The organism is Xanthomonas sp. SI, from assembly GCF_014236855.1.
Lineage (GTDB): Bacteria > Pseudomonadota > Gammaproteobacteria > Xanthomonadales > Xanthomonadaceae > Xanthomonas_A.
Map to the genome: position 1 here is coordinate 3159355 of NZ_CP051261.1, position 13504 is coordinate 3172858.

The 13504-nt window shown below is 68.4% G+C and carries 20 protein-coding genes; 7 read left to right on the forward strand and 13 right to left on the reverse strand.

All coding sequences use genetic code 11. From position 1 onward, the window contains the following. Positions 1–47 precede the first annotated feature (47 nt). The 3 genes from rplI to rpsF all read right to left on the reverse strand — a co-directional run bounded on the left by rplI (position 48) and on the right by rpsF (position 1401). A complete protein-coding gene (gene rplI / locus HEP75_RS13165) occupies positions 48–497 on the reverse strand; it encodes a 50S ribosomal protein L9 (protein WP_185816238.1) in 450 nt (149 codons plus the stop codon). 227 nt (positions 498–724) lie between these two features. Then, positions 725–955: a 30S ribosomal protein S18 gene (gene rpsR, locus HEP75_RS13170; protein ID WP_003473336.1), complete on the reverse strand. Its 231-nt coding sequence runs from the start codon at positions 953–955 to the stop codon at positions 725–727. A gap of 11 nt (positions 956–966) precedes the next feature. Further along, positions 967–1401, reverse strand: a complete 435-nt coding sequence (gene rpsF, locus HEP75_RS13175; protein WP_003473337.1) for a 30S ribosomal protein S6 — start codon at positions 1399–1401, stop codon at positions 967–969. A 406-nt stretch (positions 1402–1807) separates the two neighbouring features. Between rpsF and HEP75_RS13180 the strand changes: the two genes are divergently transcribed. Next, a complete protein-coding gene (locus tag HEP75_RS13180) occupies positions 1808–2596 on the forward strand; it encodes a 4'-phosphopantetheinyl transferase superfamily protein (protein WP_221899265.1) in 789 nt (262 codons plus the stop codon). 15 nt (positions 2597–2611) lie between these two features. Here the strand turns inward: HEP75_RS13180 and HEP75_RS13185 are convergent, their stop codons facing one another. Continuing rightward, positions 2612–2965 (reverse strand): iron-sulfur cluster assembly accessory protein, encoded by a 354-nt coding sequence (locus HEP75_RS13185; protein ID WP_179565053.1) that lies wholly within the window; start codon positions 2963–2965, stop codon positions 2612–2614. 141 nt (positions 2966–3106) lie between these two features. On the opposite strand from HEP75_RS13185, the gene asnS reads away from it, so the two are divergent. From asnS to HEP75_RS13205, 4 genes are read left to right on the forward strand one after another with little or no spacing between them, the layout of a single operon-like run. Further along, a complete protein-coding gene (gene asnS / locus HEP75_RS13190; RefSeq protein WP_185823833.1) occupies positions 3107–4507 on the forward strand; it encodes an asparagine--tRNA ligase in 1401 nt (466 codons plus the stop codon). A 19-nt stretch (positions 4508–4526) separates the two neighbouring features. Beyond that, a complete protein-coding gene (locus tag HEP75_RS13195; RefSeq protein ID WP_185823834.1) occupies positions 4527–4832 on the forward strand; it encodes a hypothetical protein in 306 nt (101 codons plus the stop codon). Further along, a complete protein-coding gene (locus tag HEP75_RS13200; protein ID WP_185816233.1) occupies positions 4829–5143 on the forward strand; it encodes a hypothetical protein in 315 nt (104 codons plus the stop codon). Before HEP75_RS13195 ends, HEP75_RS13200 begins: the two co-directional genes overlap by 4 nt. A 7-nt stretch (positions 5144–5150) precedes the next feature. Beyond that, complete coding sequence (locus HEP75_RS13205) at positions 5151–5774, forward strand: FMN-binding negative transcriptional regulator (RefSeq protein ID WP_185823835.1); 624 nt, start codon at positions 5151–5153, stop codon at positions 5772–5774. A gap of 393 nt (positions 5775–6167) precedes the next feature. On the opposite strand, the gene HEP75_RS13210 is transcribed toward HEP75_RS13205, so the two are convergent. The 9 genes from HEP75_RS13210 to HEP75_RS13250 form a co-directional block, all read right to left on the reverse strand. Continuing rightward, a complete protein-coding gene (locus HEP75_RS13210; RefSeq protein WP_185823836.1) occupies positions 6168–6878 on the reverse strand; it encodes a response regulator transcription factor in 711 nt (236 codons plus the stop codon). A gap of 365 nt (positions 6879–7243) precedes the next feature. Continuing rightward, on the reverse strand, positions 7244–8149 hold the full coding sequence (locus HEP75_RS13215; RefSeq protein WP_221899329.1) for a hypothetical protein: 906 nt from the start codon (positions 8147–8149) through the stop codon (positions 7244–7246). 193 nt (positions 8150–8342) lie between these two features. Next, on the reverse strand, positions 8343–9095 hold the full coding sequence (locus HEP75_RS13220) for a hypothetical protein (protein WP_185823838.1): 753 nt from the start codon (positions 9093–9095) through the stop codon (positions 8343–8345). Positions 9096–9144: 49 nt separating this feature from the next. Next, positions 9145–9339 carry a hypothetical protein gene (locus tag HEP75_RS13225; RefSeq protein WP_185816228.1) on the reverse strand — a complete coding sequence of 65 codons (195 nt, stop codon included), beginning with the start codon at positions 9337–9339 and terminating at the stop codon, positions 9145–9147. Beyond that, positions 9332–9790: a hypothetical protein gene (locus HEP75_RS13230; protein ID WP_185816227.1), complete on the reverse strand. Its 459-nt coding sequence runs from the start codon at positions 9788–9790 to the stop codon at positions 9332–9334. Before HEP75_RS13230 ends, HEP75_RS13225 begins: the two co-directional genes overlap by 8 nt. Beyond that, the gene (locus tag HEP75_RS13235; RefSeq protein WP_003471826.1) at positions 9790–10050 is read right to left on the reverse strand and encodes a hypothetical protein; all 261 of its coding nucleotides are present in this window, start codon (positions 10048–10050) and stop codon (positions 9790–9792) included. Before HEP75_RS13235 ends, HEP75_RS13230 begins: the two co-directional genes overlap by 1 nt. 39 nt (positions 10051–10089) lie before the next feature. Continuing rightward, positions 10090–10719: a DUF2589 domain-containing protein gene (locus HEP75_RS13240; RefSeq protein ID WP_185816226.1), complete on the reverse strand. Its 630-nt coding sequence runs from the start codon at positions 10717–10719 to the stop codon at positions 10090–10092. A gap of 12 nt (positions 10720–10731) precedes the next feature. Continuing rightward, complete coding sequence (locus tag HEP75_RS13245; RefSeq protein ID WP_185816225.1) at positions 10732–11316, reverse strand: DUF2589 domain-containing protein; 585 nt, start codon at positions 11314–11316, stop codon at positions 10732–10734. Between the two features lie 123 nt (positions 11317–11439). Next, complete coding sequence (locus HEP75_RS13250) at positions 11440–11979, reverse strand: glycosyl hydrolase 108 family protein (RefSeq protein ID WP_185823839.1); 540 nt, start codon at positions 11977–11979, stop codon at positions 11440–11442. Between the two features lie 273 nt (positions 11980–12252). Here HEP75_RS13250 and can point away from each other — a divergent pair, with 273 nt between their 5' ends. Together can and HEP75_RS13260 are read left to right on the forward strand one after the other, a co-directional pair. Then, the gene (gene can, locus HEP75_RS13255) at positions 12253–12915 is read left to right on the forward strand and encodes a carbonate dehydratase (RefSeq protein WP_185816223.1); all 663 of its coding nucleotides are present in this window, start codon (positions 12253–12255) and stop codon (positions 12913–12915) included. A 45-nt stretch (positions 12916–12960) separates the two neighbouring features. Next, a complete protein-coding gene (locus HEP75_RS13260) occupies positions 12961–13485 on the forward strand; it encodes a 3-hydroxyanthranilate 3,4-dioxygenase (protein WP_185823840.1) in 525 nt (174 codons plus the stop codon). Positions 13486–13504: the final 19 nt, after the last annotated feature.

The following is a 13504-nucleotide window of genomic DNA, read 5'->3' on the forward strand; positions in this document are numbered from 1 at the left end:
AACGGGCACCTTGCGGTGCCCGTTTCGGTACAGCATGAAGCCGTGGATCAGGCTTCGGCTTCGACCACGACCTTGACCGTGGTCTCGACGTCGGCGTGCAGGCGCACCAGCACCTCGTACTCGCCGATGTTGCGGAACGCGCCTTCGCCCAGCACCACTTCGCCCTTTTCCAGCGGCAGGCCGGCGGCGGTGAACGCCTCGGCGATGTCGCGCGGGCCGACCGAGCCGTACAGCTTGCCTTCGGTGGACGCATTGGCCTTGACCGTCACGCTGGCGCCTTCCAGCTTGGCCGCACGGGCCTCGGCGTCGGCGTGGATCGACTGCGCCTTGGCTTCGTAGTCGGCACGCTTGGCTTCGAACTCGGCGATGTTGGCGGCGGTGGCCGGCACGGCCTTGCCCTGCGGCACCAGGAAGTTGCGGCCATAGCCCGGCTTGACGTCGACCTTGTCGCCGAGGCCGCCCAGGTTGGTCACTTTCTGCAGAAGAATCAGTTGCATGGTGTTGCTCCGTTATTCGTTAGCGCACGCCCGAAGGCGCCCGCAACGCTTGCTGTCCGAATAGGAAAAGCCGGGAATCGGGAATCGGGAATCGGGAATCGCAAAACCCCCAACCAACACCGCACTCTTCGATCGCCAGACTTCTATTGAATAACCCGCGCATGGATGTGCGGGCTGTCGCTCGGAAGGACCCGCACAGACGTGCGGGTCCTTCCGGAGCGGTCACATCAAATATCGTGGTTGTCCGTGTACGGGATCAACGCCAGGAAACGCGAGCGCTTGACCGCCGTGGCCAGCTGGCGCTGGTACTTGGACTTGGTGCCGGTCACGCGGCTCGGCACGATCTTGCCGTTCTCGGTGAGGTACTGGCGCAGGGTGTTGAGATCCTTGTAGTCGATCTCTTTGACGCCCTCGGCGGTGAACTTGCAGAACTTTCGGCGACGGAAGAACTTGGACATGGCAGTGCTCCTTAGGCGGCTTCGGCGGCGTCGCCGTCGGTTTCGGTGGCGGCGGCAGGCGCATCGCCTTCCTCGTCGTCGCGGCGACGGCGCTCGCTACGCTCGGGCTTGTCGCCCTTCTCGTCCTTGCTCTTCATGATCAGCGACTGCTCGGTGTCCGGGCCGTCGCGCTTGATCACCAGGTGGCGCAGCACGGCGTCGTTGAAGCGGAAGCTCTCGACCAGTTCGGCGAGGATGGCCTGGTCCACTTCGATGTTGAGCATGACGTAGTGCGCCTTCACCAGATTCTGGATCGGGTACGCCAGCTGGCGGCGGCCCCAGTCTTCCAGACGGTGGATGGTGCCGCTGCCGTTCTCGACCAGCGACTTGTAGCGCTCGATCATGGCCGGGACCTGCTCGCTCTGGTCCGGATGGACCAGGAACACGATTTCGTAATGACGACTCATGTGGTTATACCTTTCGGATGTGGCCCGAGGGCCGGACAGCCCCCCGCGAGGCCCAAAACGGGTGCGGTGGGGCAAGGGATCCCGCCACGACGGGCGCAGGAAGCCGGAAAGTATGGCAGCGCAGGGGCCGCACCGCAAGTTGGCGGCCGTACGCGCATGTATGGCGGGCACCACCTGCTGCAGACAATGCGGCGGCCCAGGCTGTCGCCGCATGGGCGCCGGTTTGCGACACTCGCCGGATGAACCGCAGACAGCCCGCACTCCCAGCTACCGAAGCCACGCCACTTTCCGCGCGGTGGCCCGGCCTGGCCGCTGCCCCAGGCCGTGAGCTTGCAGCCGGGCCAGCGCGAGTACGCGGCGCCGCGCGCCCTTGCCGCATCTGCGGCTTGGCGACCGGGGACACGCATTGAGCGCCCACCTGCACGCCAGCCCTGCCCTGAGCGCCGGCCAGTCGTTGCAGTTGGACCTGCCACCGGCAGTCGCCACCGCGCTGCGCAGCGCACGCCACTACCTGCTGGACGACGGCACGCCGCTGTACGCGCTAGCCTTCGACGCTGAACGCTTCCAGCCGCAGGCCTTCGCCGCGGCGGCGATCGCCTGCCCGGACAGCGTCGCGCGCAGCGTGCGCAAGCGCCAGGCGGAATTCCTGTTCGGGCGCCTGGCCGCGCGGCTGGCGCTGGGCGAGGCGCTCGGCCCGGCGCAGGCGCAGGCGGAGATCGCGATCGGTACGGCGCGCGAGCCGCGCTGGCCGGCCGGCAGCCTGGGCAGCATTTCCCATAGCGGCGGCTGCGCGGCGGCAGTGGCGCTGCCGACCGGCCAGGCCAATGGCATCGGCATCGACCTGGAACGGCTGCTCGCGCCCGCCGCGCGCGAGGCCGTGCTGAGCATGGCGATCGATGCGCAAGAGGCCGATCTGCTGGCCGCCGCGGCCGATCCGCAGTGGTCGCACGATGCGCTGCTGACCGCGCTGTTCTCGGCCAAGGAGAGTCTGTTCAAGGCCGCGTTCGGAGCGGTCGGGCGTTACTTCGATTTCGAAGCGGCGCGCGTGTGCGGGGTGGACCTGGCGCGACAGCAACTGCGCCTACGGCTTACCGAGACGCTATGCGCGCAGTTCGCCGAAGGACAAGTCTGCGAGATCGGCTTCGCGCGCCTGGACCTGGATTCGCAACTGGTGCTGACCCACTACGCGTGGTGAGCGCGGCGCCGGCGCTCAGCGCGCGGCGGCCGCCGCATGCTCGGCGTCGGTGGTGAAGCTCTCGCCGCAGCCGCATTCGGCGGTGGCATTGGGATTGCGAAAGATGAAGGTCTCGCCCAGGCCCTGCTTGGCGAAATCGATCTCGGTGCCGTCGACCAGCGGCAGGCTGGCGGCGTTGACGTAGATGCGCACCCCATCCTGCTCGAACACCGCATCGTCCGGGTGCGCCTCGCGCGCCAGGTCGGTGACGTGGCCCCAGCCCGAGCAACCGGTGCGTTCGACGCCGAAGCGCAGGCCCAGCGCGCCAGGGGTCTGGGCGACGAAGCGCTGCACGCGCTCGAAGGCGACGGGAGTGAGATGGATGGCCATGGCGAACGACTCCGGGAACAGCGAACGGTCATTATAGGGAGGAAGCGCGGCGGCGGATGCGCGCCACGCCTCGCAAGCGCTGCGGTTCAGCCAGTACACTTGCCCGTTCCATATCGAGTCGCTGCGGCGAGGATTCAAGTCATGACGGTGGTGAGCGTTGAGCATGCGCTGGCCGGGAAGATCCCGGCGGGCGGCGAAGTGACGGTACGCGGCTGGGTCCGCACCCGGCGCGATTCCAAGGCGGGGCTGTCCTTCGTCAACGTCAGCGACGGCTCCTGCTTCGCACCGATCCAGGTGGTGGCGCCGGCCGAGCTGCCCAACTACGAGACGGAAGTGAAACGGCTGACCGCCGGTTGCGCGGTGATCGCGCGCGGGCGCCTGGTCGCCTCGCAGGGCCAGGGCCAGAGCTTCGAGATCCAGGCCGAGGCGATCGAGGTGGTGGGCTGGGTCGAGGACCCGGAGACCTACCCGATCCAGCCCAAGGCGCATTCGCTGGAATTCCTGCGCGAGGTCGCGCACCTGCGTCCGCGCACCAACCTGTTCGGCGCGGTCACCCGCATCCGCAACTGCCTGGCGCAGGCGGTGCACCGCTATTTCCACCAGAACGGCTACAACTGGATCAGCACCCCGATCATCACCACCTCCGATGCCGAAGGCGCCGGGCAGATGTTCCGCGTGTCGACCCTGGACCTGGCCAACCTGCCGCGCGACGGCAAGGGCCAGGTCGATTTCGGCCGCGACTTCTTCGGCAAGGAAACCTTCCTGACCGTGTCCGGCCAGCTCAACGTGGAGGCCTACTGCCTGGCGCTGAGCAAGGTCTACACCTTCGGCCCGACCTTCCGCGCCGAGAACAGCCACACCACCCGCCACCTGGCCGAGTTCTGGATGATCGAGCCGGAGATCGCCTTCGCCGACCTGGCCGAGGACGCGCGGGTGGCCGAGGACTTCCTCAAGTACCTGTTCCGCGCGGTGCTGGAGGAGCGCGGCGACGACCTGGGGTTCATCGCCGAGCGCGTGGACAAGACCGCGATCAGCAAGCTGGAGGCGTTCATCAACTCGCCGTTCGAGCGCATCGAGTACGGCGACGCGATCGCGCTGCTGCAGAAGTCGGGGCACAAGTTCGAGTTCCCGGTGGAATGGGGCCTGGACCTGCAGACCGAGCACGAGCGCTGGCTGACCGAGCAGCACGTCGGCCGCCCGGTGGTGGTGACCAACTACCCCGAGCACATCAAGGCCTTCTACATGCGCCTGAACGACGACGGCAAGACCGTGGCGGCGATGGACGTGCTGGCCCCGGGCATCGGCGAGATCATCGGCGGCAGCCAGCGCGAGGAGCGCCTGGACGTGCTGGACACGCGCATGGTGCAGTTCGGCCTGGACCCGCAGCACTACGGCTGGTACCGCGACTTCCGCCGCTACGGCACGGTGCCGCACGCCGGCTTCGGCCTGGGCTTCGAGCGGCTGGTGGTCTACATCTGCGGGCTGAGCAACATCCGCGATGCGATCCCCTACCCGCGCGCGCCGGGCAGCGCCGAGTTCTGATGCAATCCGGGGCCACGCCATGATCCTGTTCTTCGCGCTGTGCTTCGTCGGCGTTGCCATCGCCGGGTTCAGCGCGTTCCTGATCTTCTGGCCGCTGACCCTGGTGCATATCCGCGACCGGCATCCGCCGCTGGTCGCGGTGTTCGGCCCCGGCGCGTTTCTCAAGCCGGTGGCGCTGGGCTGGTTGCTGGCGCGGCGCTACCGCCCGCTCGACGACCGCTCGCTGTCCGGGCTGGCGACGCCGGCCTGGCTGTCGCTGCTGACCATCTTCTTCGGCCTGGGCATGGCGGCCCTGCTCTGGCTGCTTTCCCTGGTGATTCCATGACTTCAGACGCATCCGCCGCCGATCGGTGGTACCTGGCCAGCCTCGGCCGCATCCTGGTGTGGGCGCGCCTGCGCGTGCGCGACGCCGGCACCGCCGAGGTGCTGGACAGCGACGGCAACACGCTCAGCTACGACAGCGAGGACACCGCGCAGGCGGCGCTGTTCGACGCCGAATTCGTCGCCTTCGACGGCCTGGACGAGGACGACGCGCTGGCACGCGGCTTCTCGCTGCACGAAGTGGCGCCGCCGCAGGCCGACGACGATGCCGCGCTGCGCGGACGCATGACCCAGACCCTCGGCGCGCGCGCCTGAGCGGCCGATGCACGTCCCGTCGGCGTTCGCCGAAACCGACCTGGGCGCGCTCGACGCGCTGATCGCGCGCGACCCGTTCGCGACCCTGGTCACCGTCGCCGACGGCCTGCCCTGCGCCACGCCGCTGCCGGTGCTGTACCGCCGCGACGGCGCGCGCATCGTGATCGAAGGCCACTGGGCGCGCGCCAATCCACAGTCGCGCCATGCCGGCCCGGCGTTGCTGATCGTGCACGGCCCGCAGGCCTACGTGTCGCCGAGCTGGTATCCGGACAAGGAGGCGATGGCGCGCGTGCCGACCTGGAACTACGCCACTGCGCACCTGCACGGCCAACTGCAGGTCAGCGACGACGAAGCGCTGCTGGCCGACATCGTGGCGCGGCTCAGCGAACGCCACGAGCGCGCGCTCGGCAGCGACTGGCGCTACGAGCCGCACAACGATGCGCACCGGCACCAGTTGCGCGGCATCGTCGGCTTCCGTTTCGAACCGGAGCGGGTGGAACTGAAATTCAAGCTCAGCCAGAACCATCCGCCCGCGAACGTGGCGGCGGTAAGCGCGGCCTTGCAGGCGCAGGCCGATCCTGGCGCGCAGGCGGTGGCCGCGTTGATGCGCGAGCGCCTGCCGCACGGCTGAGCGGCGCAGGCGCCTTGCGCATGCGGCGTTGCCGTCGGTGCACGCGGCTGTCCACGACACTGCAATCGTTCTTCTCCCGTCGCGACCATAGCTCCCTTTAGAGGGGCGGATGGGGACGTGCGCAGCTTCGCGCAAGCGAACATCGCGAAGGCTTCGCTGCGTACCCTCACCCCAACCCCTCTCCCGATGGGAGAGGGGCTGAAGCGGGCGTTCCCACAACTCAACAGCTGCACTGCATGCTCGGCCATCGATCAGCGGCCGAGGATGAGAACGCGACCACCTGGAATCCACCCTTGCGGTGTCCACTGAAACGCGACCACGACGCCGCCATGCGCCCTGCCTGCGCGCGCAGGGAGGGCGCCAGCACCCCTCCCCTGCACCCGATTGCGCCGCTCAACCGCAATTGCTGACCAGCCGCTGCCGCTCGCTGTCCGCCCGCAGGGTGTTCGCCATTCCGCCGTCCAGCGGCGACAAGCCTTCGCGGATCGCATAGCGAGTCAGTTGCGCGATGCCGTGCATGCCGAGCTTGAGCATGATGTGCTCGCGGTGGGTGCCGATGGTCTTGACGCTGATATGCAGCCGCGCGGCGATTTCCTTGGTGGACAGGCCTTCGGACAGCAGCTGCACGATTTCGCGCTCGCGCGAGGTCAGCAGCGTATAGGCTGAAACGGCGTCGCCCTGCGGGCGGCGGTACTCGCTGACCAGCGATTGCGATAGGCCCGGGCTGATGTACAACTGATCGTTGCTGACCTGCTGGATCGCCCGCAGCAGTTCGTGGAAGGTGCTGTTGCGGGCCAGGTAGCCCTTGGCGCCGGCATCGATGACCACGCGCACGTTGGCTGCGGCATCGGAGGCGGCGATGCAGATCGCCTTGCTCTGCGGGCTGCGCTGCAGCAGCCGGCGCGTGGCCTCGATCCCGTTCAGGCCCGGCAGCATCACGTCCATCAGCACGATGTCGGGCTGTCTCCTGGTCACCAGTTGCACGCATTCCAGTCCGTCGGCGGCATGGCCGACCACGTCGATGTCGGGCGTGTTGTTCAACAGGGCGACCATGCCCTCCAGCACGATGCTGCGGTCGGCGGCAATCACGATACGTGTGTTCATTCTCAACCCGTTGTCCTCGCCATGGATCTCCCTACGCTCGCCGCCGCGCGAAACACGCATTCCCCGCGGCGCGACACGCCCCTTTTGAACCGATGCGACAGCGTTACGTCACTTGCGTGGCGCAATCAGCTTGTCACGCCGCGCAATCGCAGCCATCGGCCTCAGGCTGATATGGATGGCGGCCATACCTGAACTTGCATGGATTCGCGCATTCGTCTCGCTGCGTAGACAGGCACTGTAGAAACGGCGAGCAATGCGTGCTGCGCAGCGGAGAAAAACACGCTGACTGCCGCGCCGCCGGCATACCCGCGAACACGCCACAAACGCCGCGGCATGCACCGGCGGCGGCGCGGCGAAAGTGGCGATCAGTCCGGCTTCGGCGGCGCGGCCGGAAGCGCCGGGTTGTCGGCCTGCAGCATGGCGCGGGCGAAATCGGCGAGCCGCTGCTGCACCGCGGCCGGCGGCGTGCCGGCGTCGATCGACTGCTGCAGGGCCATCAGCTGCGCGGCCAGTTCGCCCTGCCAGCGCATGCGTTCGGCATCGTTACCGGCGCGCTGCACCTCCAGCGTCGCCTGGGTCTGCGCCGCGGCGTCGCCGCGCACCAGCGTCTCCATCGAATCGACCAGGCGCTGCAGCAGCCGGTACACCGCGGTCGCGGAGAAGCCGCCCAGCATCGCCAGGGTCGGCTTGCCGAAGGTGCGCATGCCGCCGCTTTCGAACAGGTCGCCGGGCAGCACTTCGACCAGGATCAACCCGGCGATCAGGCCCAGGATCATGCGCGCGCCGTAGGAGGCATCGAACTTGGGATCGTAGGTGGCATTGGCGACGTAGCGATGCACCTGGAACAGGGACGAGAACGATGCACCCAGGCCGGCGCAGGACAGCAGGAACAAGGCGTTCCACAGCAGCACGCTGCCGGAGGAATCCAGGAATCCCAGGCGCACGTTGTCCGCGCTGACCTCATCGGACAAGGCCGAGGCCACCACCGAGAACAGGAACAGCAGCGAGGTCGCGGTCAGCGCGCGCACCAGCGGCAGCGGTCCCAGCAGGGTCGTCCAGTGCCTGCGGCGGCGCTCGGCATCGAGCAGGAACACCGCCTGCGGCGTCGCCGGTCGAATCAGTTGCGCCAGGCGGCGATGGCTCACCGCCAGTTCGTGCGCACAGTGTTCGCTGCCGGCGGCGCCGGGCACGCTGCCGTCCAACAGCACCGACAGGCGCGCGACCAGCTCCGGCGGCACCGCCATGCCCTGCTCCAGCGCATAGCGCGTCATCGCCTCGCACTCCACCCGCAGCTGCGGCAGGATGCCCGGCGGCGGCAGCCGTGGCGCGATGCCCGGACCGGCGAGCCAGCGCCGCACGGCCGTGCCCAGCGCCTGAATCCCTGCATTCATCGCAACACTCCTGGACGCGAACGATGGCGACGGCGGCACCGATGCCGATGCCGCACAAATGGCGGCGCTGCCCTTAGGGAATGCGCTGCAGGGTGCCGGCGTCGGCGCGCGTGCCGAGGCGGTCGAAGATGCGCAGGGTGGCGCTGCCGTCCGCTTGCGGCTGCAGCTCGGCCTGGCCATCGCTGAGACGGCCGCAGTAGCCGGCGTCGTTCACGGTCAGCGACAGCACCAGCGTGGTGTCGCGCATGCCGGCGTAGCGCGCGTCGAGCTGGCAATCGCGCGGACTGCCGTAGCGCAGCTTGGCCAGCGGCGCGCCGGGCGACAGCGGCGTGGCGGCGATCGCGAGCGTCAACGCCACCGGGTTGCGGCCGCCGCCGCTGCCGCCTGCCAGGCGCCAGTTGCCCTGCAGCGCGCTCACCGGACCCAGCGCGGTATGCAACAGTACCGGCAGCGGCGTGCCGTCGATGCTCAGTTGCAGGTCGTCGGCGGCGCTGCGCTGCGCGGTCAGGCGCCGGCCCAGCAACCGGTCGCAATAGATGCCGCCGTTGATCGAGTCCAGGCGATAGGCGCCGGCCTCCTGCGGCAGCAACGCCAGCGTGCAGTTCAGTGGCGCGCCGAACTGCAGGCTGGCCTTGCCGGCGGCTTGCTCCAGACGCACCGCGGCGATGCGCCGGGCATCCAGCGCCAGGCTGCCGCGCCAGTCGCCGCCCGGCAGCGCGGCCGGGGTCGAAGGCGGGGCCGCGGCGGCGGTCAGCGGTAGCGCCAGCGCCAGGCAGAGCGACGGCCACAGGCATGGGCGCGGGAAACGCTGCGAACGGATGGGCATGCGACTCTCCTGTTGGATGTGGATGTGGATGGTGCTTATCTGCGGCCGCTCACCAGGGCAGCTCGAGGAAATAGACGATGGCCAGCAACGCGGCGCATGCCGACAGTACCGCGAGCAAGGCCGACGCCATGCGCCGGCGCCGCCGCCGGCGCTGCGCGCGGGCCAGCGACAGCAGGTCGATCCGCAGGTCCCGGCACCATTGATCGGTGTCGCGCCGCGACAGGACAAAACCGTGTCTACGCATGGTCTGGCTCCGTATGCGGTTCCTGCGTGCCGGGCGGGCGCTGCAGGTTCCAGAGTTTCAGCAGCTGTCCGTCGAACAGCACTTCGCCCAGCGGCGCGTGCGCGCCCTGGAACACGATCTGCAGGCGGTGGCCGGGCCGCCGCGGTTTGCGCGGCAACACCCGCAACAGCAGACGCGGCGCTTCGTCGGGCATATCCAGCACATCCAGCTCGACTTCGAACGCCAGGGTCAGCTGCCCGATCTGCGGGGTTTGCCAGGCGCGCAGTTCCCACAACGGGATCTGCAGCGATGGCGCATCGGCCGTGGCCGCCGCCACCGGCAGCGTGGTTTCGCCGCCGAAGCAGGCCCGCAACAGCCGGTCGTGGCGGGCGCGGCAGCGCTGTTGCGCATCCAGCAAGGCCGCCGACAGGCCATGCAGCAGCAGGTCGAAATCGCAGCGCAGCGCACGCATCATTCGTCCTTCAGCCAGGCCGGCCTGCGCGGGAATCCCACGTGGTAGCACAGCCACTGCATCACCACCTGGTGCTCGCCGACCTGCAGCACGGCGAAATTCTTTTCGGTGCCGATGATCGCGCCCTTCGGCGTATCGCTCAGGCAGCGGTTGAGCAAGGCCCGGGCCGCTTCGACCTGCTCGGGCGTTTGCATCTGCGTCGGGTTGTCGCTGCCGACCACGACCCGCTTGACGAACTTGACTTCAGTGAGGTCGAACATCGTTGACGAGTCCCCCGACGAGATGGTCCAACTAGTGGCTTACGCGGCGACCGGTACCGGCGCGCCGACCTTGCGCGGCGCCACCGAGCTCTGCAGGATGTCCATCACCCTGGCCAGCCCTTCCGGCATGCCCCGGTCCTCGGCGTGCACCGAGACGTGGTACTTGGCCGAGTTGTCGGAGCTGCGCGCGTTTTCCTTGTGCGTGGCCACCGAGCCCTGGATGTGCACCTTGGCCTTGAACATGCCCCAGCCGAATTCCATGTCGGCCGACAGCGAGGCCGACGCGTCGGTGGAGGACTTCTCGGAGAAGGACGACTTCACTTCCATGTCGAAGGTGACGTCCACCGTGCGGATGCTCAGGCTGGGCACGTTGACGATCGCCAGCAACGGCACTTCCAGCTCCACTTCTTCTTCGGCGATGCCGCCGGCGGTGGTCGGGTCGTCGACCGGCCGCTTGAAGCGGAAGCTCGCGGTGCGGGTGGCGCCGAGGGCTTGCGGATCGGCGCTGCCGGCGTCCGGCGGCAGGAAGCCGATGACGCGGATGAAATCGGCGGTGGCGCGGGCCAGCTTGACCTGCGCGTTGCAGGCCGCATCCAGCGGGCCGCCGATCAGGTCGGCCATCGGCAGACCCTTGAACTGACTGGAGATGTTTACGAGTTCGTCAGGCATTGCAGTAACTCCTTAGGTAGGTGGATTGGTGACATCGTCCGTGCCCGCGGCGGCCGGCCTGTCGGCCATGACCGTCTTGAACACGCCCTGCGTCTGCGCCAGGTGATTCATCAGCCTGGCCGCTCCGTCAGTTGGTTCGGTCCCCTCCACGCGCAACACCACGTGGACGGCACTCTGGCGCTGGCTCTTGGCGCTTGCGCTGGTATCCACGCGCACGCTGGACTTGGCCGCGGTGCGCTTGGCCTGCCAGGCGCCTTGCGGCGCGGCGGGATCCGGCGGCGGCGCGAAGAAGCCTTCGCTGGACTGCAGCCCGCCCATGTCGCCGAGCTGCGCGTCGAAACTGATCTCCACGTCCTTGATCCGCAGCACGTTGGTCGAGACCAGCGGCAGCAGCGGCGCGCGGTAGTAATCCTCGTCGTCCTCGCCGGCCTGCGGGTGCTGCGACGGCAGGCGGATGATCACGCTCTTGGGCCGATGGAACTCGTCGAAGTAGTCGCCGAGGTTGGCCATCTGGTGCTGTTCGATGCGGTCCTGCGCCTCGATCACCGCACCGGCCAACGCTTCGATCAGGTCATTCAATGCGGTCTGCCCAGCCATGTTCGCTCCTGGAGAAAGGGAATGCCGTCGGCGACGGCAGCGGATCGGTGTCGCCCGGCGGACCCGGGCAGCTGCCGCCGCGCCGGCAGCGACAGGCGCGGGCGGCGGCGTGGCGGCGCCGGCTCAGCTCAGGTAGGGAAACGCGTCCACCCTGGCCAGCCAGCCCTTGAGGAACTTGCCGAGTGCGGGCTTGGCATCGACCAGGCGCCGGTAGTAGTCGCGGCGGCCCTGCTTGTAGCGCGCGTACAGGTCGCGCTGGTCGGCGGCCAGCAGCGCCGCCAGGGTGGTCGCGCCGAACTTGCCGTCCGCGGTCAGTTGCAGCGCCGGCTTCTGGTCGTTGAGCACGCGCTGCAGCAGCTTGGTCGCGTTGTTGCCGGCGTTGACCTGGAAATCGAACAGGATGTCGGCCAGCGGCTGCAGCGCGATCTCGTCGCCATGCACCGCGTTCCAGTAGCAGGCCTTGTAGATCACCGCGGCCTGCGTGTCGCTGAGCGCGCGCAGGTTGGCCAGGGTCGGTTCCAGCTGCAGCAGGCTCTTGGCATACAGCCGGAACGTGCCCAGGGTGATGCCCTTGTTGGTCGCGCCGCCCGGATCCACCGGGTCGTTGACGAAGCCGCCCTCGTGCTTGAGCAAGGTGGGAAAAAACGTGTTGAAGTCGGCCATTGCGATCCTCCGGAAGTGCGCCCGTCAGCGGGCTTGGAGGAAGTGTGGCGAGCGGGCGCATGCGGCGGGATCGGCAAAAACCCGATACGGCGGCGCACAGAAACTGAGGCTGCACGTCACGACGACGCGGAGCTGCGCGCGTCGCAAAAAGCGCATCGACCGCCATACGCAGGCGTGTGTACCGGCACCCGTCAGGCTGGCCGATGAACCGGCGCGCGCGGCCGCGCCACGGCGGCTGCATCCTCACGCCGGCTTCTGGAATAATGCGCGGCTATGAGCAAAATCGATCAGCTACTGCACAACAACCGCGCCTGGTCCGAGCGGATCAATCGCGAGGATCCGGACTTCTTCGGCCGCCTGTCCAAGCAGCAGACTCCGGAATACCTGTGGATCGGCTGCTCGGATTCGCGGGTGCCGGCCAACCAGATCATCGACATGGCGCCGGGCGAGGTGTTCGTCCACCGCAACATCGCCAACGTGGTCGTGCACACCGACCTCAACTGCCTGTCGGTGATCCAGTTCGCGGTGGAGGTGCTGAAGGTGCGGCACATCCTGGTGGTCGGCCATTACGGCTGCGGCGGCGTGCATGCCGGGCTGACCCGCGCGCGCCTGGGCCTGGTCGACAACTGGATCCGCCACGTCACCGACGTGGCCGAAAAGCACGAAGGCTGCTTGCAGCAGGCCGGCGACCTGAGCCTGCAGCACGCGCGCCTGTGCGAACTCAACGTGCTCGAGCAGGTAGTCAACGTCAGCCGCACCTCGATCGTGCGCGACGCCTGGGCCGCCGGTCAGGAGCTGACCGTGCACGGCTGGGTCTACAGCCTGCGCGACGGCCGCGTGCACGACCTGGGCATGGGACTGGAGCGGATCGAGGACCTGGCGCCGCGTTACGATGCCGCACTGGCGCGGATCTGCCAGGACCGCGAGGATCGCTGATCCGGTGCCGGCGCCCGCGCCGACGCGACCACCCAAGGACACCGCATGCTCCCCGCCCCGCTGAACCTGCACGCCTGGATCGACGAACACCGGCACCTGCTGAAGCCGCCGGTGGGCAACAAGTGCATCTACGCCGGCGACTTCATCGTGATGGCGGTCGGCGGGCCGAACGCGCGTTCGGACTTCCACTACGACGAAGGCCCGGAGTGGTTCTACCAGCTCGAAGGCGAGATGGTGCTGAGGATCCAGGAAGACGGCGCGGTGCGCGAGATCCCGATCCGCGCCGGCGAGACCTTCCTGCTGCCGCCGAAGGTGCCGCATTCGCCGCAGCGGGGACCCGATTCGGTGGGCCTGGTGATCGAGCGCCGCCGCCTGCCGCACGAAAACGACGGCCTGCAGTGGTATTGCGAACACTGCAACCACCTGCTGTACGAAGAGTACTTCCCGCTACGCAACATCGAGACCGATTTTCCGCCGGTGTTCGCGCGCTTCTACGCCTCCGAGGCGCTGCGCACCTGCGGCCGTTGCGGACAGGTGCACCCGGTGCCGGCGCCCGTCGCCGCGCCGTGAGCGCGCCCTCGCCGACCGT